22 protein-coding genes are annotated in these 22,523 nt (G+C 70.9%); 6 read left to right on the top strand and 16 right to left on the bottom strand.

Annotated elements, in window-relative coordinates; translation table 11 throughout:
• The first annotated feature begins 44 nt into the window (after positions 1-44).
• The gene (gene wrbA / locus ABZX37_RS34790) at positions 45-659 is read left to right on the top strand and encodes an NAD(P)H:quinone oxidoreductase (RefSeq protein ID WP_354746855.1); all 615 of its coding nucleotides are present in this window, start codon (positions 45-47) and stop codon (positions 657-659) included.
• 41 nt (positions 660-700) lie between these two features.
• The gene (locus ABZX37_RS34785; protein WP_354746853.1) at positions 701-1,645 is read left to right on the top strand and encodes an EamA family transporter; all 945 of its coding nucleotides are present in this window, start codon (positions 701-703) and stop codon (positions 1,643-1,645) included.
• Between the two features lie 222 nt (positions 1,646-1,867).
• On the opposite strand, the gene ABZX37_RS34780 is transcribed toward ABZX37_RS34785, so the two are convergent.
• From ABZX37_RS34780 to thyX, 6 genes are all read right to left on the bottom strand, one after another.
• Positions 1,868-3,565, bottom strand: a complete 1,698-nt coding sequence (locus tag ABZX37_RS34780; protein ID WP_354746851.1) for a ribonuclease J — start codon at positions 3,563-3,565, stop codon at positions 1,868-1,870.
• Positions 3,562-4,575 (bottom strand): 4-hydroxy-tetrahydrodipicolinate synthase, encoded by a 1,014-nt coding sequence (gene dapA / locus ABZX37_RS34775; RefSeq protein WP_354746849.1) that lies wholly within the window; start codon positions 4,573-4,575, stop codon positions 3,562-3,564. The genes ABZX37_RS34780 and dapA overlap by 4 nt, the downstream gene beginning before the upstream one ends.
• Positions 4,576-4,687: 112 nt before the next feature.
• Positions 4,688-6,190, bottom strand: a complete 1,503-nt coding sequence (locus tag ABZX37_RS34770) for a serine/threonine-protein kinase (protein WP_354746847.1) — start codon at positions 6,188-6,190, stop codon at positions 4,688-4,690.
• Between the two features lie 85 nt (positions 6,191-6,275).
• Entirely contained in the window at positions 6,276-7,517 is a 1,242-nt protein-coding gene (locus ABZX37_RS34765; RefSeq protein ID WP_354746845.1) for an Nramp family divalent metal transporter, read from the bottom strand.
• 155 nt (positions 7,518-7,672) lie between these two features.
• Complete coding sequence (locus ABZX37_RS34760; protein WP_354746844.1) at positions 7,673-8,071, bottom strand: ACT domain-containing protein; 399 nt, start codon at positions 8,069-8,071, stop codon at positions 7,673-7,675.
• A 10-nt stretch (positions 8,072-8,081) separates the two neighbouring features.
• Positions 8,082-8,840 carry an FAD-dependent thymidylate synthase gene (thyX, locus tag ABZX37_RS34755; RefSeq protein WP_354746842.1) on the bottom strand — a complete coding sequence of 253 codons (759 nt, stop codon included), beginning with the start codon at positions 8,838-8,840 and terminating at the stop codon, positions 8,082-8,084.
• An 84-nt stretch (positions 8,841-8,924) separates the two neighbouring features.
• Between thyX and ABZX37_RS34750 the strand changes: the two genes are divergently transcribed.
• Positions 8,925-9,449 (top strand): toxin-antitoxin system HicB family antitoxin, encoded by a 525-nt coding sequence (locus ABZX37_RS34750; RefSeq protein WP_354746840.1) that lies wholly within the window; start codon positions 8,925-8,927, stop codon positions 9,447-9,449.
• Positions 9,450-10,039: 590 nt separating this feature from the next.
• Complete coding sequence (locus tag ABZX37_RS34745) at positions 10,040-10,915, top strand: DUF4097 family beta strand repeat-containing protein (RefSeq protein ID WP_354746838.1); 876 nt, start codon at positions 10,040-10,042, stop codon at positions 10,913-10,915.
• A 739-nt stretch (positions 10,916-11,654) separates the two neighbouring features.
• Here the strand turns inward: ABZX37_RS34745 and ABZX37_RS34740 are convergent.
• The gene (locus ABZX37_RS34740; protein ID WP_354746836.1) at positions 11,655-12,869 is read right to left on the bottom strand and encodes a crosslink repair DNA glycosylase YcaQ family protein; all 1,215 of its coding nucleotides are present in this window, start codon (positions 12,867-12,869) and stop codon (positions 11,655-11,657) included.
• Positions 12,870-12,919: 50 nt separating this feature from the next.
• Between ABZX37_RS34740 and ABZX37_RS34735 the strand changes: the two genes are divergently transcribed.
• Positions 12,920-13,474 carry a GNAT family N-acetyltransferase gene (locus tag ABZX37_RS34735; RefSeq protein ID WP_354746834.1) on the top strand — a complete coding sequence of 185 codons (555 nt, stop codon included), beginning with the start codon at positions 12,920-12,922 and terminating at the stop codon, positions 13,472-13,474.
• Here ABZX37_RS34735 and ABZX37_RS34730 read toward each other — a convergent pair.
• Positions 13,464-13,940, bottom strand: coding sequence for a GtrA family protein (locus ABZX37_RS34730; protein WP_354746833.1), 477 nt, complete (start codon positions 13,938-13,940; stop codon positions 13,464-13,466). The genes ABZX37_RS34735 and ABZX37_RS34730 overlap by 11 nt on opposite strands.
• 152 nt (positions 13,941-14,092) lie before the next feature.
• On the opposite strand from ABZX37_RS34730, the gene ABZX37_RS34725 reads away from it, so the two are divergent.
• A complete protein-coding gene (locus ABZX37_RS34725; RefSeq protein WP_354746831.1) occupies positions 14,093-14,608 on the top strand; it encodes a hypothetical protein in 516 nt (171 codons plus the stop codon).
• Between the two features lie 77 nt (positions 14,609-14,685).
• Here ABZX37_RS34725 and ABZX37_RS34720 read toward each other — a convergent pair whose 3' ends face one another.
• From ABZX37_RS34720 to ABZX37_RS34685, 8 genes are all read right to left on the bottom strand, one after another.
• Entirely contained in the window at positions 14,686-15,135 is a 450-nt protein-coding gene (locus tag ABZX37_RS34720; protein ID WP_354746829.1) for a tetratricopeptide repeat protein, read from the bottom strand.
• A complete protein-coding gene (gene dapB / locus ABZX37_RS34715; protein ID WP_354746827.1) occupies positions 15,132-15,881 on the bottom strand; it encodes a 4-hydroxy-tetrahydrodipicolinate reductase in 750 nt (249 codons plus the stop codon). Before dapB ends, ABZX37_RS34720 begins: the two co-directional genes overlap by 4 nt.
• Complete coding sequence (locus tag ABZX37_RS34710; RefSeq protein WP_354746825.1) at positions 15,878-17,242, bottom strand: pitrilysin family protein; 1,365 nt, start codon at positions 17,240-17,242, stop codon at positions 15,878-15,880. The genes dapB and ABZX37_RS34710 overlap by 4 nt, the downstream gene beginning before the upstream one ends.
• A 258-nt stretch (positions 17,243-17,500) precedes the next feature.
• The gene (locus ABZX37_RS34705) at positions 17,501-19,750 is read right to left on the bottom strand and encodes a polyribonucleotide nucleotidyltransferase (protein WP_354746823.1); all 2,250 of its coding nucleotides are present in this window, start codon (positions 19,748-19,750) and stop codon (positions 17,501-17,503) included.
• Between the two features lie 236 nt (positions 19,751-19,986).
• Complete coding sequence (gene rpsO, locus ABZX37_RS34700) at positions 19,987-20,256, bottom strand: 30S ribosomal protein S15 (RefSeq protein WP_037812514.1); 270 nt, start codon at positions 20,254-20,256, stop codon at positions 19,987-19,989.
• Between the two features lie 164 nt (positions 20,257-20,420).
• Positions 20,421-20,903, bottom strand: a complete 483-nt coding sequence (gene thpR / locus ABZX37_RS34695; protein ID WP_354746821.1) for an RNA 2',3'-cyclic phosphodiesterase — start codon at positions 20,901-20,903, stop codon at positions 20,421-20,423.
• Between the two features lie 3 nt (positions 20,904-20,906).
• Positions 20,907-21,383 (bottom strand): helix-turn-helix transcriptional regulator, encoded by a 477-nt coding sequence (locus tag ABZX37_RS34690; protein WP_344284669.1) that lies wholly within the window; start codon positions 21,381-21,383, stop codon positions 20,907-20,909.
• Between the two features lie 159 nt (positions 21,384-21,542).
• Complete coding sequence (locus tag ABZX37_RS34685) at positions 21,543-22,508, bottom strand: bifunctional riboflavin kinase/FAD synthetase (protein ID WP_354746819.1); 966 nt, start codon at positions 22,506-22,508, stop codon at positions 21,543-21,545.
• Positions 22,509-22,523: the final 15 nt, after the last annotated feature.

The following is a 22,523-nucleotide window of genomic DNA, read 5'->3' as shown; positions in this document are numbered from 1 at the left end:
CGGATCGTGGGACACCCCAGCCGGCCCGGCTAGGGTCGCGAAGTGTGAGCACCCGCATTCTGGTTGTCTACTACAGCGCCACCGGCAACACCGCCGCCCTCGCCGGCGCGCTCGCGGAAGGGGCGGGCGAAGCCGGGGCGGAGGTACGCGTCCGCACCGTGGCCGAGACCGCGCCGCCGGAAGCGGTGGCGAGCAATCGGCGGTGGCAGGCCTGGGTCGACGACGGGCCGCACCACGAGCTCGCCTCGTTGGCCGATCTCGAGTGGGCGGACGGGCTCGCGCTCGGCAGCCCGACCCGGTTCGGCGGGCCCGCCGCGCAGCTGAAGTCCTTTGTGGACACCACGGGCGGCCTGTGGGCGCAAGGGAAGCTGGCCGACAAGGTGGCGACGTCGTTCACGTCGGCGTCCACCGCGCACGGCGGCCTCGAAGCGACCGTGCTGGCAATCAACAACATCTTCTACCACTGGGGCGCGATCGTCGTCCCCCTCGGCTACGCCGAACCGCACCTGATGGAGTCCGGCAACCCGTACGGCGGCTCGTTCGTCTCGCGCAAATCCGCGGCACCAGACGACACCGCACTGCAGGCACTGCGGATTCAGGGGCGACGGCTGGCAACGATCACGACACACGTCGCGACAGGTCTGAAAACCGGGGAATAACTCAGTTTCGCCCGCTCGTTCCGCTCCGTAGTGTCCCGCGCGTGACCACCGAACTCCCTGTCCTGGAACGACCCCGGGTGATCCACCGGGGCCGCGGCCTTTCGCTCGTGCTGCTCGCCGCGGTCTTCTTCAGCACGTCCGGAACGCTCGCCAAACCGGTGATGGAAGCGGGCATGACGCCGGAACAGGTGGCGGTGCTGCGGATCGGGACGGCGGGAGTCCTGCTGCTGATCGGCACCGCGCTCTTCGCCCCGCACACGCTGCGGGTCCGGCGCGGGGAATGGCCGATGCTGCTGGCGTACGGCGCGCTCGGCGTCGCCGGCACGCAACTGCTGTATTTCATTGCCGCGGAACGGATCCCGGTCGGCATCGCGATCCTGCTGGAGTTCCTGTCGCCGGTGCTGATCGCGTTGTGGGTGCGCGTGGTGCGGCGGAAGCGGCTGCCGCGCATGTTGTGGTTCGGGATGGCGGTGGCGGTGATCGGGCTCGCGCTGGTCGCGCAGGTGTGGCAAGGGCTGCGGCTCGACGCGATCGGCGTGCTGGCCGGGTGCGGTGCGGCGCTCTGTTCGGCCGGGTACTTCCTGCTCGGCGAGCGCGCGGTCGCCGACCGCGAGCCGCTCGGGCTGGTCACCTGGGGCATGGTGATCGGCGGCGTGCTCGTGAGCGTCACCGCTCCGCCGTGGACGCTGCCGCTGAGCATGGCGGGCCAGACCGTCCCGTTCGGACCGTGGACTCCCCCGCTGTGGCTGCTGTTGATCTGCCTGGTGGTGCTGTCGACGGCGATCCCTTACGTCGCGGGGATCTCCGCGTTGCGCCACCTGCCCGCTTCGGTGGCGAGCGTCGTCGGGCTGCTCGAGCCCGTCGCGGCGGCGGCGTTCGCGTGGGCGCTGCTCGGCGAAGCCCTCGCCTGGCCGCAAGCGGTCGGCGCCGCACTGCTGCTCGGCGGCGCGTACCTGGTCCAAAGACAGACCGCCGCGGTGGCCTGACTCCCCCTGCGGGCGGAGACGGGAACCAACCTCGGGCGGGATGTGTCCTATCCGCGGGCCCGCCACACTGGAGCGAGCCGCACGACATACCTGGGGGATCTCATGGACAACCGACCGAGCAGAGCTGAACAACGCAGAGCGCGCAACGCGCTCGCCCGCCAGGCAGCGATCGTCATGATGGCGTTGCTGCTGGCGGGCGCGCGGCGCTGATTCGGAGCTGACTCAGACCGGGATGACCGTCGGCACGATCATCGGCCGCCTGCGGTAGGTGTCGGCGACCCACCGGCCGACGACCCGGCGCACCGCCTGCGCGATGCGGTGGGTGTCGGTGATGCCCTCGGCTTCCGTCCGCGCCAGCTCCATCTCCACGAGCGGCACGACGGCGTCGAGCGCCTTCGGGTCGTCGGAGAAGCCGCGGCCGGAGACCGTCGGGCTGCTCACCGCGCGGCCGGTGTTCGAGTCGACCGCCATGGTGATCGCGATGAACCCGCCCTCGCCGAGCACGAGCCGGTCGGACAGGGTCGACTCGCCGACGTCGCCGACGGACAGCCCGTCCACGTACACGTGCCCGACCTCGACGCGGCCGGTGCGCGAGGCCTTGCCGTCGACGAGGTCCACGACCACGCCGTCCTCGGCGATCACCACGTTGTCCGGGGCGACGCCGGTGCGGATGGCCAGCTCTCCGTTGGCGCGCAAGTGTTTCCACTCGCCGTGCACCGGCATCACGTTGCTCGGCCGGACCGCGTTGTACAGGTAGAGCAGCTCGCCCGCGGACGCGTGGCCGGACACGTGCACCTTCGCGTTGCCCTGGTGCACGACGTTCGCGCCGAGCCGGGTCAGTCCGTTGACGACGCCGAACACCGCAGTCTCGTTGCCGGGGATCATCGAGCTGGCCAGCACGACGGTGTCGCCCGCGCGGATCGAGATCTGCCGGTGCTCGCCGCGCGCCATCCGCGACAGCGCGGACAGCGGCTCGCCCTGCGAGCCTGTCGACACGAACAGCACCTTGCTCTCCGGCAGGTTGCTGGCCTGGTCCAGGTCCACGAGCAGGCCGTCCGGCACGTTCAGCAGGCCCAGTTCGGCCGCGATGCCCATGTTCCGGACCATCGACCGGCCCACGAACGCCACGCGGCGGCCGTGCCGGACAGCGGCGTCCAGCACCTGCTGCACGCGGTGCACGTGGCTGGCGAAGCAGGCGACGATGACGCGCTGGTCGACCTTGCGGATCACGTCGTCGACCACCGGGCCGATGTCGCGCTCGGGCATGACGAACCCGGGCACCTCGGCGTTGGTGGAGTCGACGCAGAACAGGTCCACGCCCTCGTCGCCCAGGCGCGAGAAGCCCGCGAGGTCGGTGAGCCGCCCGTCGAGCGGCAGCTGGTCGAGCTTGATGTCGCCGGTGTGCAGCACGACGCCGGCCGGCGTGCGGATGGCGACCGCGAGCGCGTCCGGGATCGAGTGGTTCACCGCGAAGAACTCGAGGTCGAACGCGCCGACCTTGCGCCGCTCCCCCTCGCGGACCTCGATCAGCTTCGGCCGCTGGCGGTGCTCCTTGGCCTTGGCCGCGAGCAGCGCGTTGGTGAACCGCGAACCGTAGATCGGCACGTCCGGGCGCAGCCGGAGCAGGAACGGGACGGCGCCGATGTGGTCCTCGTGCCCGTGGGTGAGCACGAGGCCGTCGATGTCGTCGAGCCGGTCCTCGATCGCGCGGAAGTCCGGCAGGATCAGGTCGACGCCCGGCTGGTCGTCCTCGGGGAAGAGGACGCCGCAGTCGACGATCAGGAGCCTGCCGTCGTATTCGAAGACGGTCATGTTGCGCCCGACCTCGCCGATGCCGCCGAGCGCGACGACGCGCAGGGCTCCCTCGGGAAGTGCGGGCGGGAGGTGCGTCGGGCCGGGTCCGGCGGGAAGTGAGGTCACCGGGGCATTGTCCCAACGCTGGTGTGCGAGGTGGGGGCGGTGTAGGCCGCCTGCGAATCTGCTTGTGCCACCCGTGCACCATGCCAGTCCGAGGCCGCGCTGTCCTCCAGCGGCACGCCGCCCTGGGCGAGATCGGCCGCGATCTGTTCCAGCTGGTCGTCGAACGGGGCCACGATCGGCAGCCGCGGCTCGCCGATGTCGAACCCGCGCAGGCGCAGCGAGGCCTTGCTGAACGCGACGCCGCCGACGCGCGACATCGCCCGCAGCACCGGCAGCATCGCGCGGTGGTTCGTGCGCGCGGTGGACGTGTCGCCCGCCTCGTAGGCCTCGATCATCGCGCGGATCCGGCCCGCCACGACGTGCCCGATCACGCTGACCACGCCGACCGCGCCGACCGACAGCCACGGCAGGTTCAGGCCGTCGTCGCCGGAGTAGTAGGCGAGGTGGGTGTTCGCGATGACCTCGGAGCCGGCGATCAGGTCGCCCTTCGCGTCCTTCACCGCGACGATGCGCGGGTTCTCGGCCAGCCGCTGCAGCGTGTCGACCTCGATGGGCACGATCGAGCGCGGCGGGATGTCGTAGAGCATGACCGGCAGCTCGGTGGCGTCCGCGACCGTGGTGAAGTGCGCGAACAGCCCGGCCTGGCTCGGCCGCGAGTAGTACGGCGTGACCACGAGCAGTCCGTGCGCGCCCGCTTCGGCGGCGGACTGGGCCTGCTCGATGCTGTGCGCGGTGTTGTTGGTGCCCGCCCCCGCGACGACGGTCGCGCGGTCGCCGACCGCCTCGACGACGGCGCGGATCAGCGCGGCCTTCTCCTGGTCGGTCGTGGTCGGGCTCTCGCCGGTGGTGCCGTTGACGACGAGGCCGTCGTTGCCGAGGTCCACGAGGTACTCGGCCAGTTCCTGGGCCCGCTTCACGTCCAGCGCCCCGGCTCGGTCGAAGGGGGTCGCCATCGCGGTGAGCACGCGGCCGAACGGACGTCCGGGCGCGGCGGCAGGTGAGGTGGACATGGCCCCGACGGTACCTCCTCAGGCCGCCGAACCAGGCCTCGACCTGGTGTGCCACCGGGAACTTCGGAGAATTTCCGCCGCCGCGCCGCTCCCGGCGGAACTTCTCGCGCGGCTACTTGACCTTGGCGGTGATCTGCGCCGGGATCTGGTCGTTGCTGGTGCGCGACAGGACACAGTAGATCTTGCGGTTCGGGCCGCTGCTGCTGTCGTTGTCCGGCTGCACCTGCCACGCCTGCTGGGTCGGCACGATCGCCCGGTACGAAAGGCCCGCGCGCTGCTGCTGCGGCACCACCGCGGAGTGGAACGCGGCCGCGCAGCGCGCCTCGGCCGCCCGGCTGATGTCCTCCAGCCCGGGATACGGGGCGACGACCGCGTCGCTGTCGCTCCAGCTCTCCAGCGGCAGCGGGTCGGCGACGTCGTAGACCTCGAGCGTGTGGTTCTTCTTGCAGTCGACGTTGTTGTCCGAGCTGATCACGACGCCCGGCTGGACCACGGCGTTGTAGCAGATCTGGTACGAGGAGATCTGGGTCTTGAGATAGCCGTCCGGGCCGTAGCTGACGGTCTCGGCCTGCTGCGCGTCCTTCTCCGGCGACCACACCGGTTTGCCCAGGAAGAACCCGCCGGCCAGCGCCGCGACCACCAGCACCGCGATCGCGCCCGCCCACAGGCCGCGACGGCTCTTGCCCTCCGGCTTCGCGGCCATCCGGGTCGGCTGCCCGCCCACCCGGGTTTCCTGCCGCGGCAGCACGGCGGTCGCCGGGCGCTGCGTCGGACCGGTGGCGTGCGCGAGCTGCGCCCGGGCCTGCGTCGCGGTGAGCCGGGCTTCCGGATTCGCCACCAGGAGGCCGAGGATGACCGCGCCGAGCGGCCCCTGCACTCGGGTCAGGTACGGCACTTCGGTCATGATCGCGTGCAGCGTGGCGGCTGTGGTGGGCCGTTCGAACGCGACGATGCCCTCGACCGCGAAGTACAGCGTCGCGCCGAGCGACCACAGGTCCGATTCGGCCATCGCCTCGCGGCCCTCGACCCGTTCCGGGGCCATGAACGCGGGCGAGCCGACGATCATCCCGCTCGTGGTGAGCCGCGGGTCGTCGATGGCGTGCGCGATGCCGAAGTCGGTGAGCTTCACCCGGCCGTCCGGCGCGACCATGATGTTGGCCGGTTTGACGTCGCGGTGCACGATCCCGGCGGCGTGCGCGGCCTGCAGCGCGGACAGCACCCGCTCCCCGATCATCGCGGCCTGCTGCTCGGGCATCGGGCCGTGCGACCGCACCAAGTCGGCGAGGGTGGGCGCTTCGACCAGCTCCATCACGATCCAGGTGGTGCCCTGGTCGGTGACCACGTCGTACACCGTGACGACGGCCGGGTCGTTGAGCCGTCCGCCTGCCCGCACCTCGCGCAGGATCCGCTCGGAAAACACCGCGGCACCTTCAGCTTCAGGGAGCCGCAGTTCCTTGATCGCGACCTGCCGACCGATCACCTGGTCCTGCGCGCGCCACACGATGCCCATGCCGCCGCGGCCCAGTTCGCCGAGCAGCAGGTAGCGGCCGGCCACCACGCGGCCGGCGGGGGCCGTGCGGTTCGGGTCGTGCGGGCGGGTCTGTTCGTCGGTCACGGGGTCGGGCTCCTCGGTCGGCTTCGCGCAGATGCTAGTCGGACCGTCCGGCAGCCCTGCCGGTTCCGTCCGGTTAGGACTGTCTTCAGCCGCCGAAGGTGAGCACGATCAGCACGACGTTGAGCAGGATGATCACCGCCGCGACGACCGAGGCGAGCACCGTGGTCGTCCGGCGGTTGGCGTCCGCGCCCATCAGCCCGCGGTCGGCGGTGAGCCGGATCAGCGGCACGAGCGCGAACGGGATGCCGAACGACAGCACCACCTGCGACACGACCAGCGCCGCGCTCGGATCGGCGCCCAGCGCCAGCACGACGATCGCCGGAGTGAGCGTGGCGAGCCGGCGCGCCACGATCGGAATCCTCTTGCGCAGCAAGCCTTGCATGATCATCGCGCCCGCGTACGCACCCACCGAGGTCGACGCCAGCCCGGACGCGAGCAGCCCGATCGCGAACAGCAGCGCGACGCCCGGTCCGAGCGCCGCGGCGACTGCCCCGTGCGCGCCTTCGATGGTGTCGACGCCTTGCTGGCCTTGGAGATTCGTCGCCGCGACGAGCAGCATGCCGAGGTTCACCGCGCCGGCGAGCAGCATCGCGAACCCGACGTCGTAACGGGTGGCTCGCAGCAGCCGCCGGCGACGCGCGGGTTCCGGTTTGCCGTGCCGGTCGCGGACCAGTCCGGAGTGGAGGTACACCGCGTGCGGCATGACCGTCGCGCCGAGCATCGCGGCCGCGATCAGGACGCTGTCGCCGCCGCTGAACCGCGGCACCAGGCCGTGCGCGATCCCGGCGGCCGACGGCGGTTCGATGAACAGGCTCGCCAGGAACCCGACCGCGATCACCACCAGCAGGCCGGTCACGACGCGTTCGAACGGACGCTGGCCGCCGCGGTCCTGCACCGCGAGCAGCACCAGCGACACGAGCCCGGTGATCAGCCCGCCCGCGACCAGCGGGAGTCCGAAAAGGAGGTTGAGCGCGATCGCGCCGCCGACGACCTCGGCCAGGTCGGTGGCGATCGCGACGATCTCGGCCTGCGCCCAGTACGCGATCCGCGCGCGGCTGGACAGCCGGTCGCGCAGTGCTTCGGGCAGCGACTGGCCGGTGACGAGACCGAACTTCGCCGACAGGTACTGCACGAGGACGGCCATCAGGTTCGCCGCGACGATCACCCACACCAGCAGGTAGCCGTAGCGCGCACCGGCGCTGACGTTGGCCGCGACGTTGCCCGGGTCGACGTAGGCGATCGCGGCGACGAACGCGGGCCCGAGCAGCGCCCATCCGGCCCGCAGCCGGGCCACGCCGCGCGGACGTGCCGCTTCCGCCACCGCCATGTGCGCCCACTCCCTGATATCGGTCGCCCCAACTCAAAGTTTAGGCACGCCGAACTTTGCGGGGCAAGGGTGTGCTGCGCCACGCCGCGCCGACGGTCCGTGAAGGGCTCCTTGGGGGAATCAGATTCCCTCAAGGAGCCCTTCACGGACCTTTGTCAGGCGGGCAGGAGCACTTCGTGGCCAGCCTCGCGGAAGGCGGCCACAGCGCGGTCGAGGTCGTCCGAGCGCACCAGGATGTGGTCGGTGTCGAAAGTGGACAGCGAGAACAGCGCGACGCCCGCCGCCGCCAGCTCGGACGCGAGCGCGGAAATGATGCCGGTGAGGGTGAAGGCCAGCGGGCCGCGGACGGTGAACAGCCGCCAGCCGTCCTCGACGGTGCCGCCCTCGGGTTCGCGGCCGGTCGGGCAGATCACCGACAGCTCGTCGGGCGTGCGGGTCACCGACACGAGCGCGGGCTCGCCGGGTTCCAGCAGCTCGGCGGGCACGGAGGCGCCGACGGGCAGCCGCACGACCGAGTAGGAGCCGGGGCGGAGGTCGATCGTCAGGTGTTTCATCAGTGCGTTGTCAGCCTTCCAGCACTTTCGGGCTCGAGGCGATCTCGGTGCCGTCGGGCAGGGTCGAAATCGTGAAATCGGCGAACACGTTGGCCGCCGCCTTGTGCAGCTGCCGCAGGCATTCGATGGCCAGCGAACGGATCTCGACGTCCGCGTGTTCGGTCGCGCGCATCGCGATGAAGTGCCGCCACGCGCGGTAATTCCCGGTGACGACGATGCGGGTTTCGGTGGCGTTCGGCAACACGGCGCGGGCCGCCTGGCGCGCCTGCTTGCGACGCAAAGTGGCACTCGGCGTGTCCGCGAACTTCTCCTCCAGCCCGGCGAGCAACTCGTCGTACGCGGCGGCGCTGGCCTGGGTGGCCTTGACGAATTTCTCGTGCAGCACCGGGTCTTCGGCGATGACGTCCGGCTCGACGAACTCGGCGTCGCTCTCGGGAACGTAGCGCCGCGACAGCTGGGAGTAGGAGAAATGCCGGTGCCGGATCAGCTCGTGAGTGAGCGAGCGGGAGATCCCGGACAGGTAGAAGGTGACCGACCCGTGCTCCAGCACGGCCAGGTGGCCGACGTCGATGACGTGCTCGAGGTAGCCCGCGTTGGTCGCGGTCGCCGGATTCGGCTTCTCCCAGGATTGGTAGCAGGCGCGACCGGCGAACTCGGCGAGCGCTTCGCCTCCGTCGGCGTCGGTGGACCAGGGCACGTCCTCGGGCGGGAAGAACTCGGTTTTCGCGATCAGCTGCACCTTGGGCGGCACCGGTCTCGCTCCCCTCATGTCGGCTTCGCCAGCCTAACCCGGCAGCACCGGTGACATCACTGCACCTTGACGTGACGTCACCGGTGACGCCATAGTGGTGTCATGGACTTGACGCCGTATATCGCGAACCTTCGCGAAGACCTCGCGAACACGGCCTCCGCCGGGGACGAGCAGACCCGGCGGGCGGCCGCACTGCTGTCGTCTGCTCTGGAGCCGGCTGTCCGGCTCACGCTGATGAACGCGCTGGCCGACCTCGCGGCCGAGGTGACCGCTGCCCTGCCCGGCCAGGTCGTGGACGTCCGCCTCGACGGCCGGGACGTGCGCGTGGTCGTGACCGGCGGCGAGGAGCGTTCTTCTTCCGCACCTCCCCCGCCGCCGCCTCCCGCGCCTCCGATCGACGGCGGCGACATCTCGCGGATCACCCTGCGATTGGTCGAGCAGATCAAGGGCCAGGCCGAACAGGCGGCGGCCGCGCAGGGAGTTTCGCTGAACACGTTCGTGGCGCAGGCCGTGCAGGGGGCGCTCGGCCAGGCGCAGCAGCACCAGCAACGGCACCAGCGCTGGCAGGACAGCGACAGTGGCGGGGGCCGCACCGAGACCAAGCTGCACGGCTGGGTCGAAGGCTAGAAGGGGGCACCACCATGGGCGAGAACCGGGAAGACCAGGGGAAGAACACCGAAGGCCGGGTTGGGGAACCCGGCTTCGGAAGCGCGGCTGGGTCCGGCGCCGGGGGCGATGCTGGGGCTGCGGCAGGCGGGACTTCGGCGAGCGGAACCTCTGCGGGGGCTGCGGCAGCGGGCGGAGCCGAGTCCGCGTCGAGCGGGACCGCCTCGGGGGCTGCGGCAGCGGGCGGAGCCGAGTCCGCGTCGAGCGGGACCGCCTCGGGGGCTGCGGCAGCGGGCGGAGCCGAGTCCGCGTCGAGCGGAACCGGGGCTGCGGCGGGAACCGCGGCAGACGGAACGTCCGCGGATGCGGGGACTGGGGCTGCACCGAGCGGAGCCGCAGCGGAAACCGCGGCAGGCGGAACCTCTGCGGGGGCAGAGTCCGCGTCCGAGGGAACTGCGGCGGGGGAAGCCGCGGCGAGCGATGCGGGCAGCCGGTCCGAGTCTGTTTCCGAGGCTGCTGGAACCGCTTCGCGCGCGGCCGGGGCTGCGTCTGCCAGCTCTGAGTCCGCTTCGGAAGGCAGTGGCTCGGATTCCGCGGAACCGGGCCCGTACGTGCGGCTGCAGGACTTCGAGGCGGACGGTCCGGTCGAGCTGGACCTGGGCGTCACGATCGGGCGGGTCGAGGTCGTGCTCGGGCGGGAGTCCGGGGTGACCGTGCGGCTGCAGCACGACGCGGGCGAGCAGCCGTCGTGGGTGAACGGCGTCAGCAGCCTGCTGTCGTGGGTCGGCGAGAAGTTCGGGGACCAGTTCGGCGGCATGCCGGAGTTCTCGGTCGCCGACGCGGTGCGGCAGGCGCGGATCGAGAAGACCGGCAACCGGGTCGTCGTGCGGGCCGCGAAGGCGTGGCAGCTGCGGAATGTGCCGGTGTCGGTGACGGTCCACGCACCGGCCGGGTCGCATCTCGAAGTGCGCGCGGGATCGGCGGACGTCAAGGTGACCGGCGCCGCGGGCCGCGCGGACATCCTCACCGGGTCCGGCGAAGTGTCGCTGGAACGCGCGGACGGCGCGGCCACCATCCGGACCGGAACGGGAGCCGTGAGACTCGGCCCAACCCTGGCCGGGCTGCAACTGCGAAGCGGCAGCGGTTCGGTCGAGGCGGCGTCGATCGCCGGACCGGCGACGCTCGGCACCGGCACCGGAAACGTCTGGCTGGGCGCGGTCGAAGGCGACGTGATGGCCCGCACCGGCAGCGGCGACCTCTCGGTGGCCGACGCGGCGTCCGGATCGCTCGAACTGATCACCGGCTCGGGAGAGGTGCGAGTCGGCATCCGGAACGGAGTCCGAGCGGAAGTCGAACTGGCGTCGGCGGCCGGACGGGTTTCGAGCGAGCTGGACGTCTCGGACACGCCGCCGGAGGGCGCGGTCGCGCTGAAAGTCCGCGCCCGCACCGGAACGGGCAACGCGGTGGTCACTCGCGCGGCCGGCTGACAGCGGTGATCATCCCGTCTGCTTCTGGCCGACACACCCGATACCTCACACCCCGGGTGCGCCGAGCAGACGGATGCAAGGGGGAGGCGGCGGGCCGCACCGGAGAAATTCCGGGTGGCCCGCCGCTTCGTATGCGCAGGGGTTTTTCCGGAATGCCAAGGCTTTTCCTCTGCTAGAGAGCCGAACTCGTGATGCGGCAGGCAGTTCGAGCTGAGCGCGCCGGAATTCCCTTGCGGGCGCGAGGCCCTGCGGGTGCAAGGGCTGCGAGCGCGAGGTCTGCCGGTCCCCGGCCAACCGGGCCAACCTGAGCGCGCTGATCCCGGCAACTGCCTGCGAGTCTTTCCGCCCCACCGAACGCGCTCCCCAGTCACTGCCCGCGCGAGACTTCCCCGCCTCCCGACAGCGCTCCCCAGTCACCGCCCGCGAGACTTCCCCGCCTCCCGACGGCGCTCGCCGGCCACCGGCCGCGAGCCCTCCCCGCTCGCCAAACGCGCTCACCGACCACCGGCCGCGAGGCGTCTCCGCCCACACCGAACGCGCCCCCATCGACCAGCCGCGAGCCGTCCGCAACTCGCTGAACGCGTTCCCCAGCTACCGTCCGCGAGACTTCCCCGCCCACCGAACGCGCCCCTGCCGCCGTCCGCGAACCTTTCCCGCCTCCGAGCGCGTTTCTCAGGCCGGACCGCACCAAGCCGCCAGCACTCCTCCGCGGCATGCCCTCAGCTCGAACGTCTCCCGCTCACTTAACCGCGCGCCGCAACGCCCGGGCCAGATCACCCCGCTCCCCCACCACGACGCCGTCCAGCCCTTGCCATTCCGCCATCGTCCGCAGCTCCCCGGCCAGTTCCGCCGCCACCCGCGCCTGGTCGACGCCGGGCTCGGCGAACGCGCCCTGCACCCGCAGCACCCCGGCCGTCCGGTCGGATTTCAGGTCCACCCGGCCCGAAAGCGCGCCGTCCAGGAGGAACGGGAACACGTAATACCCGTGCACCCGCTTGGGTTCCGGCACGTAAATCTCGATGCGGTACCGGAATCCGAACAACCGCTCCGTCCGCGCGCGTTCCCAGATCAGCGGGTCGAACGGGCACAGCAACGCCCGTCCGGACACTGCCCTCGGCGTGCGCGCGTCGACGTGCCGGTAGGCGACCGCGCGCCAGTCGTCCACCTGGACTGGTTCCAGAACACCTTCCTCGACCAGCTCCTGGACGGCTTGCCGCGAGACGTCCGGGCCGAGGCGGTAATAGTCGCGCAGGTCGGTTTCCGTTGCCACGCCAAGAGCCCGCGCCGAACGGTCGATCAGGCCGCGGGCGCCCTCCTCCAAGGAAACCTTGCGGGACAAGATTTCCGGAGGCACCACTCGCTCAGTCAGGTCGTACAGCCGCTCGAACGACCGCCGCGTGCCGGTGCTCAGCTGGCCGACGCCGAACAGGTACTCGCACGCCTTCTTCACCACCGAGCGTTCCCACCATGCCCCCGGCCCGCGCCGGACCGCCTCGGTTTCCAGCGCCTTTTCGATCGCCCCGGCACCGATCGGGCCCTGCTCCTTGACGACGGCCAGCACATCGTCGAGCAGGCCGGGCACCTTGTCGACCACCCGGGTGTAGTTCCGCCACCAGCCGTCCCGTTTCGCGCCGGACTTCAGCAGCGGCCAGTCTTCGATCGGCAGCAGGCTCGCCTCGTGCGCCCACGACTCGACCAGCAGCCGCGGCCGTTTCGCGCGGTGGCTCCACGCGGCGTCGTCGACCAGCGCCGGGTCGTATCCGCCCAGGCGCGAGAACAGCGGCATGTAATGCGCACGCACGGCGACGTTGACCGAGTCCAGCTGCAGCAGCTGGACCCGCGACAGCACCTTGGCGAGGTGCCGCCGGGTCGGGGGCGAAGCGGGCCGGGGGTCGGCGAACCCCTGCGCGGCCAGAGCGGTGCGGCGGGCTGCGGAAAGGCTGATCGTCTGCATGATTCCGCCATGGTGCCAGCCACCCCCGACAGTTTCGGTACATTGCCCGCGTGAGTGCCGCCGAAGTCCGTCCCGCGAACCCGTCCGACGCCGCGGAGATCGCCCGCATCCAGCGGCTTACCTGGCGGGCGGCTTACGCCGACCTCCTGGGAGCCGAGGCCATCGACGAGTTCGAGAAGGCCGATCTCGAAGGCACCTGGGCAGAGACGATCGAGTACCCCGATTCCCGCGTCTACCTGGCCACCGAAGGCTCGTTCACGGTCGGCTACTGCGTCGCGGGCCCGGCCCCGCAAGACGAAGCCGCCGCGGCCGACGGATCGCCGGCCGACGACGCGCCCGGGCTGATCGCGTCGCTGGTGGTCGAACCGCGCTGGGGCCGTCGGGGGCACGCCGGACGATTGCTCGCGACCGCCGCCGCTGAACTCCGTGCGAATGGACTGAACCGCGGCATCACCTGGGTCGCGCAGTCCGACCATGCGACGCTCGGGTTCTACCGTCGCGCCGGCTGGTCCCCTGACGGCACCGTCCGCACCCTCGACACCGGCCGCGGAACGCTGCGCGAAGTCCGGCTCACCGGCACCCTGGAACTAGAACTCACACACTGACCGGCTCTTCGCGCTTCGCGAAGACCACCCAGCGCATCACCGAGTACATGAACACGCCCTCGCACGCCCCGGCGATCAGCCGCGACAAGTGGTATTCGACGCCCAGCGCCGTCAATCCCGCGCCCAGCCCTAGCAGGAACGCGGCGTAGTTCACCGCGATCGCCACCACGTACAGCACCGCTTGGCGGCCCACCGGCGCGTGCGAACGGAAGTTCAGCGCGCGATTCAGCACGAAACTCAGCCCGAACGCGACCACGTAGGCGACGCTGATCGACAGCCACACCGGCCACTTGAGCCCGCCGTGGAACAGCGTCAGCAGCAACAGGTCGACGCCGAACGTGAAGCCGTTGATCACCGCGAAACCGAGGAAACTCGGCGCGACGATCCGCGACAACCCGAACGGCAGGACGCGCGCGACGGCGGCGCACAGCCCGGCGAAACGGTCGGCGATCGGCACCTCAGGCACCTGTCCGATCCTGGCAGCGGAAGGTGTCCGAGACCGGTCGGCCAGGTGATCTTCTGGGGTTGGCGCCAGGGGAAAGAGTGGGGTTAGCCCCCGTGATCTTTTCGTGATGGCTGATAGCTTGGAGTGAGCGGCGACCCGGAGGGGGTGACACGATGGGCTGGGTGCTCCTGACTCTCGGCGTCGCCTTCGGCTCGGCGATCGTGCCGCTGGTCAACGCCGAACTCTTCGTCATCGGCCTCTGCGCGAGCCAGCACAACGTGCACTGGCTGTGGCTGGGCGGCGCGGTCGCGGTCGGGCAGATCGCCGGGAAACTGCTGTACTACCTGGCCGCGCGCGGCTCGATCCGGCTCCCGAAGTTCCTGCACGACCGGCTGCACCGCGAACGTCCGCTCACTCCGCGACGGGTCCGCTGGCAGCTGCGCACCAAGGTGATCCGCAGCAAGGTCGAGGCGCTGCGCGAGCGTTGCCAGCGCCATCCGCATTGGATGACCGGCACCTACGGGATCAGCTCGCTCGTCGGACTGCCGCCGTTCATGGCGACGAGCGTGCTCGCCGGGATGGTCCGGATGCGGCTGTCGACGTTCCTCGCGGCGGGGCTGGCCGGGCGATGGGTGCGGTTCAGTTTGCTGGCGGCTTCGCCCGCGATCTTCGCTGGGTGGCTGCAGTAACCGGCTAGAAGTACGTGAGGGGAACCCTGAGGGAACCAGAGTCCCTCAGGGTTCCCCTCACGTACCTTTGTCCAGCGCTACTTGCGCTCCGCGCCTTCCAACTCGATCGCCTTGCGCATCGTCGCCCGAGCCCGCCGCCGGTCGCCCGCGATGTCGTACGCGTATGCCAGCCGGTACCAGGCTCGCCAATCCTCTTGGCTCGCTTCGACTTCCGCGCGGCGTTCGTCGAACCACGCGTCCGCGGCGTCGCGGTCCACGCGGCCGGACGGGCGGCGCGGCAGGTCCGACACGTCCGGCAGGCCGCCCTCGGCGTCCAGTTGCCGCGACAGCCGCTGGATCTGCACGCCGGACCGCCACGTCACCACGACGATCCACACGCCCAGCAGCGGCAGCAGGAACACGCCGATGCCGAGCGCGATCCCGGCGGGCGTCCCGGTCGCGAGCAGCGCCACGGCCCGGTCCGCCAGCAGGACCAGGTACACCACCAGCGCCGCCGTCATCAGCAGCGCGACATTGCGGGCTTTCACAGGTCGAGCACGTTCTCCAGGCCGACCGTCAGGCCGGGACGCGAAACCACCGAGCGCACGCCGAGCAGCACTCCCGGCATGAACGACGTCCGGTCCAGCGAATCGTGCCGGATGGTGAGGGTTTCGCCCTCGCCGCCGAACAGGATTTCCTCGTGCGCCACCAAACCCGGCAGGCGGACCGAGTGCACGTGGACGTCCTCGACGGAAGCGCCGCGGGCACCGTCCACTTCGGACGTGGTGGCGTCCGGGCCGGGAGCGACCCCAGCCTCGGCCCGCGCGGCGGCGATCATCCGCGCGGTGTGCGCGGCGGTGCCGGACGGGGCGTCGGCCTTGCGGTTGTGGTGCAGTTCGATGATCTCCGCCGAGGCGTAGAACTTCGCCGCCTGCGCCGCGAACCGCATCGCCAGCACCGCGCCCAGCGCGAAGTTCGGCGCGATCAGGACGCCCAGCCGCGGCTTGTCCGCCAGCAGCCCGCGGAGTTCGGTCAGCCGCTCCTCGCTGAAGCCGGTGGTGCCGACGACCGCGTGCAGGTCGTGCGCGATCAGCCAGCGCAGGTTGTCCATCACCGCGTCCGGGTGCGTGAAGTCCACGACCACCTGGGCGTTCTCCAACGGGGCGAAATCGTCGCCCGCGTCCAGCGCGGCCACCAGTTCCTGGTCCGCGGCGCCTTCCACGGCTTTCACCACGGTCGCGCCCATGCGGCCGCGTGCGCCCAGCACGCCGACGCGGATCGGGGACTCGGTCATGACGCGATCACCTCGTGCAGATCGTCGGGCAGGTCGTCGGCGTGAGCGTACGGCCCCACCACCGCCGCGGACGACACCCCGCCGGGGCGCCGCAGCAGAGTGCGAGCGAGCGCACACACCTCTTCGGTCGTGACCGCGTCGATCCGCGCGATCGTGTCGTCGACGCCCAGGTACCGGGCGTAGTTCAGCTCGTTCTTGCCGATCCGGGACATCCGCGACGACGTGTCCTCCAGGCCCAGCACGAGCCCGCCGCGCAGCTGCCCCTTGGCGCGCGCGACCTCGGCGTCGGACAGCCCGTCCGCGGCGACCGAGTCGAGCACCTCGCGGATCACGCCCGCGACCTGGCCCAGCCGCTCCGGCTGACAGCCCGCGTACACCGACATGTGCCCGAGGTCGGCGTAGCTCGCCACCGACGAATACACCTGGTACGCCAGGCCCCGGCGCTCGCGGATCTCCTGGAACAGGCGGGAACTCATGCCGCCGCCCAGTGCGGCGTTGAGCACGGACAGGGTGAACCGGCGCTCGTCGTGCCGCGGGAGTGCGCGGAACCCGAGCATCACGTGGGCTTGCTCGGTGTCGTCCGGATGGAGGGCCAGCTTCGACACGGTCTTCAGCCGCGCGCGGCCGGAGCGGGGCGCGACCGGGGTCGAGGTGCCGACCAGCCGTTCTTTCAGCGCGCGCTTGACCAGGCGCAGGACCTGGCCGTGCTCGACGTTTCCGGCGACCGCGAGCACCATTCGCGGCAGGGTGTAGCGGCGGCGGTAGAAGCCGCGCAGCGCGGACGGCGACATTTCGGTGATGGACTTTTCCGTGCCCAGCACCGGACGGCCCAGCGGGTGGTCGCCGATGATCGCGCCCACGAAGGTTTCGTGCAGCAGGTCTTCGGGATCGTCGTCGCGCATCGCGATCTCTTCGAGGACGACGCTGCGTTCCATGTCCATGTCGCGGTCCGTGCACTGGGCTTCGAAGACCACGTCGGTGACGAGGTCGAGCGCCAGGGGCAGGTCCGCGTCCAGGACCTGGGCGTAGTAGCAGGTGTGCTCTTTCGCTGTGAAGGCGTTGAATTCGCCGCCTACCGCGTCGATCTCTTCCGCGATCTGGGTGGCGTCGCGGTTGGTGGTTCCCTTGAACAGCAGGTGTTCCAGGTAATGCGCGGCGCCTGCGACGGCGAGTGGTTCGTCGCGGGAGCCGACTCCCACCCACAGGCCGACTGTCGCCGACCGGGAGGCGGGGACGTGCTCGGTGATGACCCGCAGGCCGCCGGGGAGGACGCTTCGCTTGACTACCGCACCGTCCGAAGTGGACTCGAGCGTACGGGTGGTGCCTACGGGCTGCTCGTGCCCGGAAACCTGCCGTGCCAAATCGGGGTCCTTCGGGGTTGGAGGGTCGCCAAAACTGTGTTTTTGGCGCCGGCTCCGCCGTCGCGGCGGGATCGCCTTTAAGTCGGCGTCTGGAGGGGCAGTGCACCCGGCCCGGGGGGCCGTGCGCACTGCTCCTCCAGACGCCGACGCGATCCCGCGGTGGGGTCAGGTGAGGGGCGAAGCGAGGGCCGGGGGTGGGATGCGCAGAGGGCCTCCTGCCCCGGGGTCGGGTCAGGAGGCCCTCGCGGTGTGCGGGTGTTACTTGGCTTCGGCGGTCTCGGCCGGAGCGGCGTCGCCTTCGGCGGGCTTCGCGGCGTCTTCTTCCTTGACCACGATCAGGCTGATCTTGCCGCGGTTGTCGATGTCGGCGATCTCGACGCGGATCTTGTCGCCGACGTTCACCACGTCCTCGACCTTCGCGATCCGCTTGCCGTTGCCCAGCTTCGAGATGTGCACGAGGCCGTCCTTGCCCGGCAGCAGCGAGACGAACGCGCCGAACGCGGCCGTCTTCACCACGGTGCCCAGGAAGCGCTCGCCGACCTTCGGCAGCTGCGGGTTGGCGATGGCGTTGATCTTGCCGATCGCCGCCTCCGCCGACGGGCCGTCGGCCGCGCCCACGTAGATCGTGCCGTCGTCCTCGATCGAGATGTCGGCGCCGGTCTCCTCGGTGATCGAGTTGATCATCTTGCCCTTCGGCCCGATGACCTCGCCGATCTTGTCGACCGGGATCTTCACCGACGTGACGCGCGGGGCGTACGGGCTCATCTCGTCCGGGCCGTCGATCGCCTCGGCGATGACTTCCAGGATGGTGAGGCGAGCGTCCTTCGCCTGCTTCAGCGCGGCGGCCAGCACGGCCGACGGGATGCCGTCGAGCTTGGTGTCCAGCTGCAGCGCGGTGATGATGTCCTTCGTGCCGGCGACCTTGAAGTCCATGTCGCCCAGCGCGTCCTCGGCGCCCAGGATGTCGGTGAGCGCGACGTAGCGGGTCTCGCCGTCGATCTCGTCCGAGACCAGGCCCATGGCGATGCCCGCGACCGGGGCCTTCAGCGGCACGCCGGCGTTGAACAGGCCCATGGTGGACGCGCAGACCGAGCCCATCGAGGTGGAGCCGTTGGAGCCCAGCGCCTCGGAGACCTGGCGGATCGCGTACGGGAACTCGTCCCGCTTCGGCAGCACCGGGACCAGGGCGCGCTCGGCGAGCATGCCGTGGCCGATCTCGCGCCGCTTCGGCGAACCGACGCGGCCGGTCTCGCCGGTGGAGAACGGCGGGAAGTTGTAGTGGTGCAGGTAGCGCTTCGTCGTCTCCGGGGAGAGCGAGTCGATCTGCTGCTCCATGCGGAGCATGTTCAGCGTGGTGACGCCCAGGATCTGGGTCTCGCCGCGCTCGAACAGCGCCGAACCGTGCGCCCGCGGGATCACGGCGACCTCGGCCGAGAGCTGGCGGATGTCGGTCAGGCCGCGGCCGTCCATCCGGATCTTCTCGGTGAGGACGCGGGTGCGCATGATCTTCTTGGTCAGCGCCTTGAACGCACCGCCGACCTCCTTGTCGCGGCCCTCGAAGGCCTCGCCCTCGCCGAGGCCGAGCTTCTCCAGGACGGCGGCCTTGACCTCGTCGGTGGCGGCGTCGCGCTCCTGCTTGCCGGCGATCTGCAGCGCCTTGGCGAGTTCGTCGGACGCGATCGCGGCGACGGCCTCGTAGATGTCCGGCTGGTAGGCCGGGTACACCGGGAAGTCGCCGGTCGGCTTGGCGGCGTCGGCGGCCAGGCGCTGCTGCGCCTCGCACAGCACGCGGATGAACGGCTTCGCGGCCTCGAGGCCCTGCGCGACGGTGGTCTCGTCCGGCGCGGTGCCGCCGTCGGCGATCAGGTCGAGCGTGTGCTCGGTGCCCTCGGCCTCGACCATCATGATCGCGACGTCATCGCCGACGATGCGGCCCGCGACCACCATGTTGAACGTGGCCTTCTCGAGCTGCGGCCAGGTCGGGAACGCGACCCACTGGCCCTCGATCAGCGCGACGCGCACGCCGCCGACCGGGCCGGAGAACGGCAGGCCGGCGATCTGGGTGGAGGCCGACGCGGCGTTGATCGCCAGCACGTCGTACGGGTCGTCCGGGTTGAGGCTCTGGACGGTGATGACGACCTGGATCTCGTTGCGGAGGCCGTCGGCGAAGGACGGGCGCAGCGGGCGGTCGATCAGGCGGGCGGTGAGGATCGCGTCGGTCGACGGGCGGCCCTCGCGGCGGAAGAACGCGCCCGGGATGCGGCCGGCGGCGTACATCCGCTCCTCGACGTCCACGGTCAGCGGGAAGAAGTCGAAGTGCTCCTTCGGGTGCTTCGACGCCGTGGTCGCCGACAGCAGCATGGTCTCTTCGTCCAGGTACGCGACGACGGCGCCGGCGGCCTGCTTGGCGATCCGGCCGGTCTCGAACCGGACGGTGCGGGTGCCGAACCGGCCGTTGTCCAGAACGGCTTCGGTCTCGAACACGGTGACTCCGGTGGAGTCGGTCATATGGTCAATCTCCTCTTTGGTTCCTTCGTACGACGCGAGTCTCCCACTGTGGGACCCGGTTCGCCCGAGGACGCTCGAGGAGGTGTGAGGCCGGTCTTCGATCGAAGCCCCCGGGTCCGTTGCCCGGGAACCACTACCGAGGACCGGCGAGATCGTTCCTCCAGCGCGCTCGCGCCGTGTGGGGGTGTGCTTGCGGCGAGGGGGAGCGGCCGAAGCCGCTCCCCCTCGTCAGCACGCTATCGGCGCAGGCCGAGACGCTTGATCAGGTCGCGGTACCGCGCCACGTCCACCTTTTCCGTGTAGTTCAGCAGCCGGCGGCGACGGCCGACCAGCAGCAGGAGACCGCGACGGGAGTGGTGGTCGTGCTTGTGGGTCTTCAGGTGTTCGGTGAGGCCGATGATCCGCTTGGTCAGCAGCGCGACCTGGGCCTCGGGGGATCCGGTGTCCGAGTCGTGCAGCCCGTACTCGGCGAGGATCGTCTTCTTCTCATCGGTGGACAGCGCCACTGGTGGTGCTCCTTGTGCATCTAGTGCCGTGAGGCCCGCACCGCGCCACGCGGCCGGGTGAGACGGTCACGGCCGCCACGGACTGCAGCCGGACCCGGTTGCCGAGGTTACCAGCCGGTTGAACTGCGGCTTCAGGCGCGTGCGGCTAGCTGGGCAGCACAGCCTCACCCGCGCCGCAGAGGCCAAGTCCGCAGCGTGCGGTACGGGCTGCCGCCGCCCATCAGCTCGACCCGGTCCGCGGTCCAGACGCGGCTGCGGAAGCCCGCGAGCCGTTCCGTCCACTCGGTGGGCGGCTGGGTGCGCGAGCACCGCGCCAGCGTCAGGTGCGGCCGGTACGGGCGTTCCTCGCCGGAGCCCGCGGCTGCGGCTGCGGCCAGGTCGGCTAGGCCCTCCCCCGCCACTCCCAACCACAGCACTCCCGGAAATGTTCCCGAACCCCAGAGCCGGACGTCAACGGATTTCCGGCCGTCCAGCGCCCGGTCGAGGAAGGAGCCGCGTTCGGCGGGGTCGACCTCGCCGTAAAAGGCCAGCGTGATGTGCCATCCGGCCGGGTCGGACCAGCGCAGCAGCCGGTCCCGGGAGCCGAGCGCGCTGTCGATTTCCGCCGCGACGTCGGCGGGCGGGCGCAGCGCGGAGAACAACCGCATCGGCTACTGGCCCGAGGCTCCCGCGCGGCGGAGCAGGTCGGCGATCGCCGGGTAGTCGTCGTCGAGCAGCTTCGCCGCCTCGGCGAGGTTCTCGTCCTCGGCGACGTCGCGGATGCCCGCGAGCAGGATCTTCTCGTCCGAGTTGACCGGGATGTTGTCGCGGCCGACGGTGGGCCGGGAATCGCGCACGTCCTCGAGCGCGGCCTGCATCGCGTCGCGGTCGCCCGCGGCGACCTCGGGCACCAGGATCTTGCGTTCGAGCATGATCATCCGCGCCAGCACGACCGGATTGCCGATCTTCGCCCGCCGCCCGCTCATCACCTGGCTCAGCATCGGCGCGCTGATCCCCAGCACCTCGGCCAGGAACGCCTGCGACACGTCGAAGGCCACGACCAGCCTGCGCACCCGATCGCCCAGCGGCTCCCCGTACCACTCCCGCTGCAGCGCGATGTTCCGCTGGACGATCTTGTGGTCCTCCACCTAGCTCCGCTCCCCTAGCGCTGTCGTCCCGCGGCCGCCAGCCGGGGGACTTGCTCCCCCGGCCCGGCGCCGCCGGCCCATCTTGCCACTCCGGACGCCCCCGGCGGGCCGGAACGCCCGATTCGCCCCGGGTCCGGCCCGCCCCGGGACGAGGTCCGCTCAGCTGTCGGAGCCGAGCGCTTCCCTGGTCCGGGCCACGTCCTCGTCGATCTTCTTCACGAGATCGGCCGACGCGCCGAACCGCGCCTGATCCCGCAACCGGGTGACGAAGTCCAGTGCGACGTGCTGGCCGTAGAAGTCCTCGTCGACGTCCAGCACGAACGCCTCGACGGTGCGTTCGCGGCCGGAGAACGTCGGGTTCGTGCCCACCGACACCGCCGCGCGCAGCCGCCGGTCCGGGTCGGACAGCCTGCTGAACCAGGCCGTGTAGACGCCGTCCGCGGGCACGGCGGCGAATCTCGCGGTGGACAGGTTGGCCGTCGGGTAGCCGAGGTCGTGGCCCCGGCCGTCGCCGCGGACGACGATGCCCTCCAGCCGGTGCGGCCTGCCGAGCGCGTCGGACGCGGCCACGACGTCGCCGGCGTCGATGCACGAGCGCACGTAGGTGGAGGAGAAGGTGATGTCGTTGGCGCCGCGGTCGTCGTCGAGCGAACGGCCCTGCAGCTCCGCGCCGTAGGCGACGAACCCGAAGCGGCGGCCGAGTTCGCGCAGCAGCGCGACGTTGCCCGCGGCCTTGGCCCCGAACGTGAAGTTGTCCCCGACCAGCACCGCGGCCGCGTGCAGCCGGTCGACCAGCACCTCGTGCACGAACTCGTGCGGGCTGAGCCGGGACAGCTCCAGGGTGAAGGGCAGCACGCAGAACACGTCCACGCCGAGCCCCTCGACCAGCTGGGCCTTGCGCCGCAACGTGGTCAGCTGCGCGGGATGGCTCCCCGGGCGCAGCACCTCGGACGGATGCGGGTCGAAGGTGAGCACCACGCTGGGCACGCCCCGTTCGGCCGCCGTCGCCACGGTGCGCTTGATCAGTTCCTGGTGCCCGCGGTGCACGCCGTCGAACACGCCGATGGTGACCACGCACCGTCCCCAGCCGCCCGGGAGGTCCCCGAGCCCACGCCACCGCTGCACTGTTGTCAACTCTCC

The organism is Amycolatopsis sp. NPDC004079 (assembly GCF_040610415.1).
Classification (GTDB): Bacteria; Actinomycetota; Actinomycetes; order Mycobacteriales; family Pseudonocardiaceae; genus Amycolatopsis; species Amycolatopsis halotolerans.
This window is presented reverse-complemented; position numbering and strand designations above follow the sequence as displayed.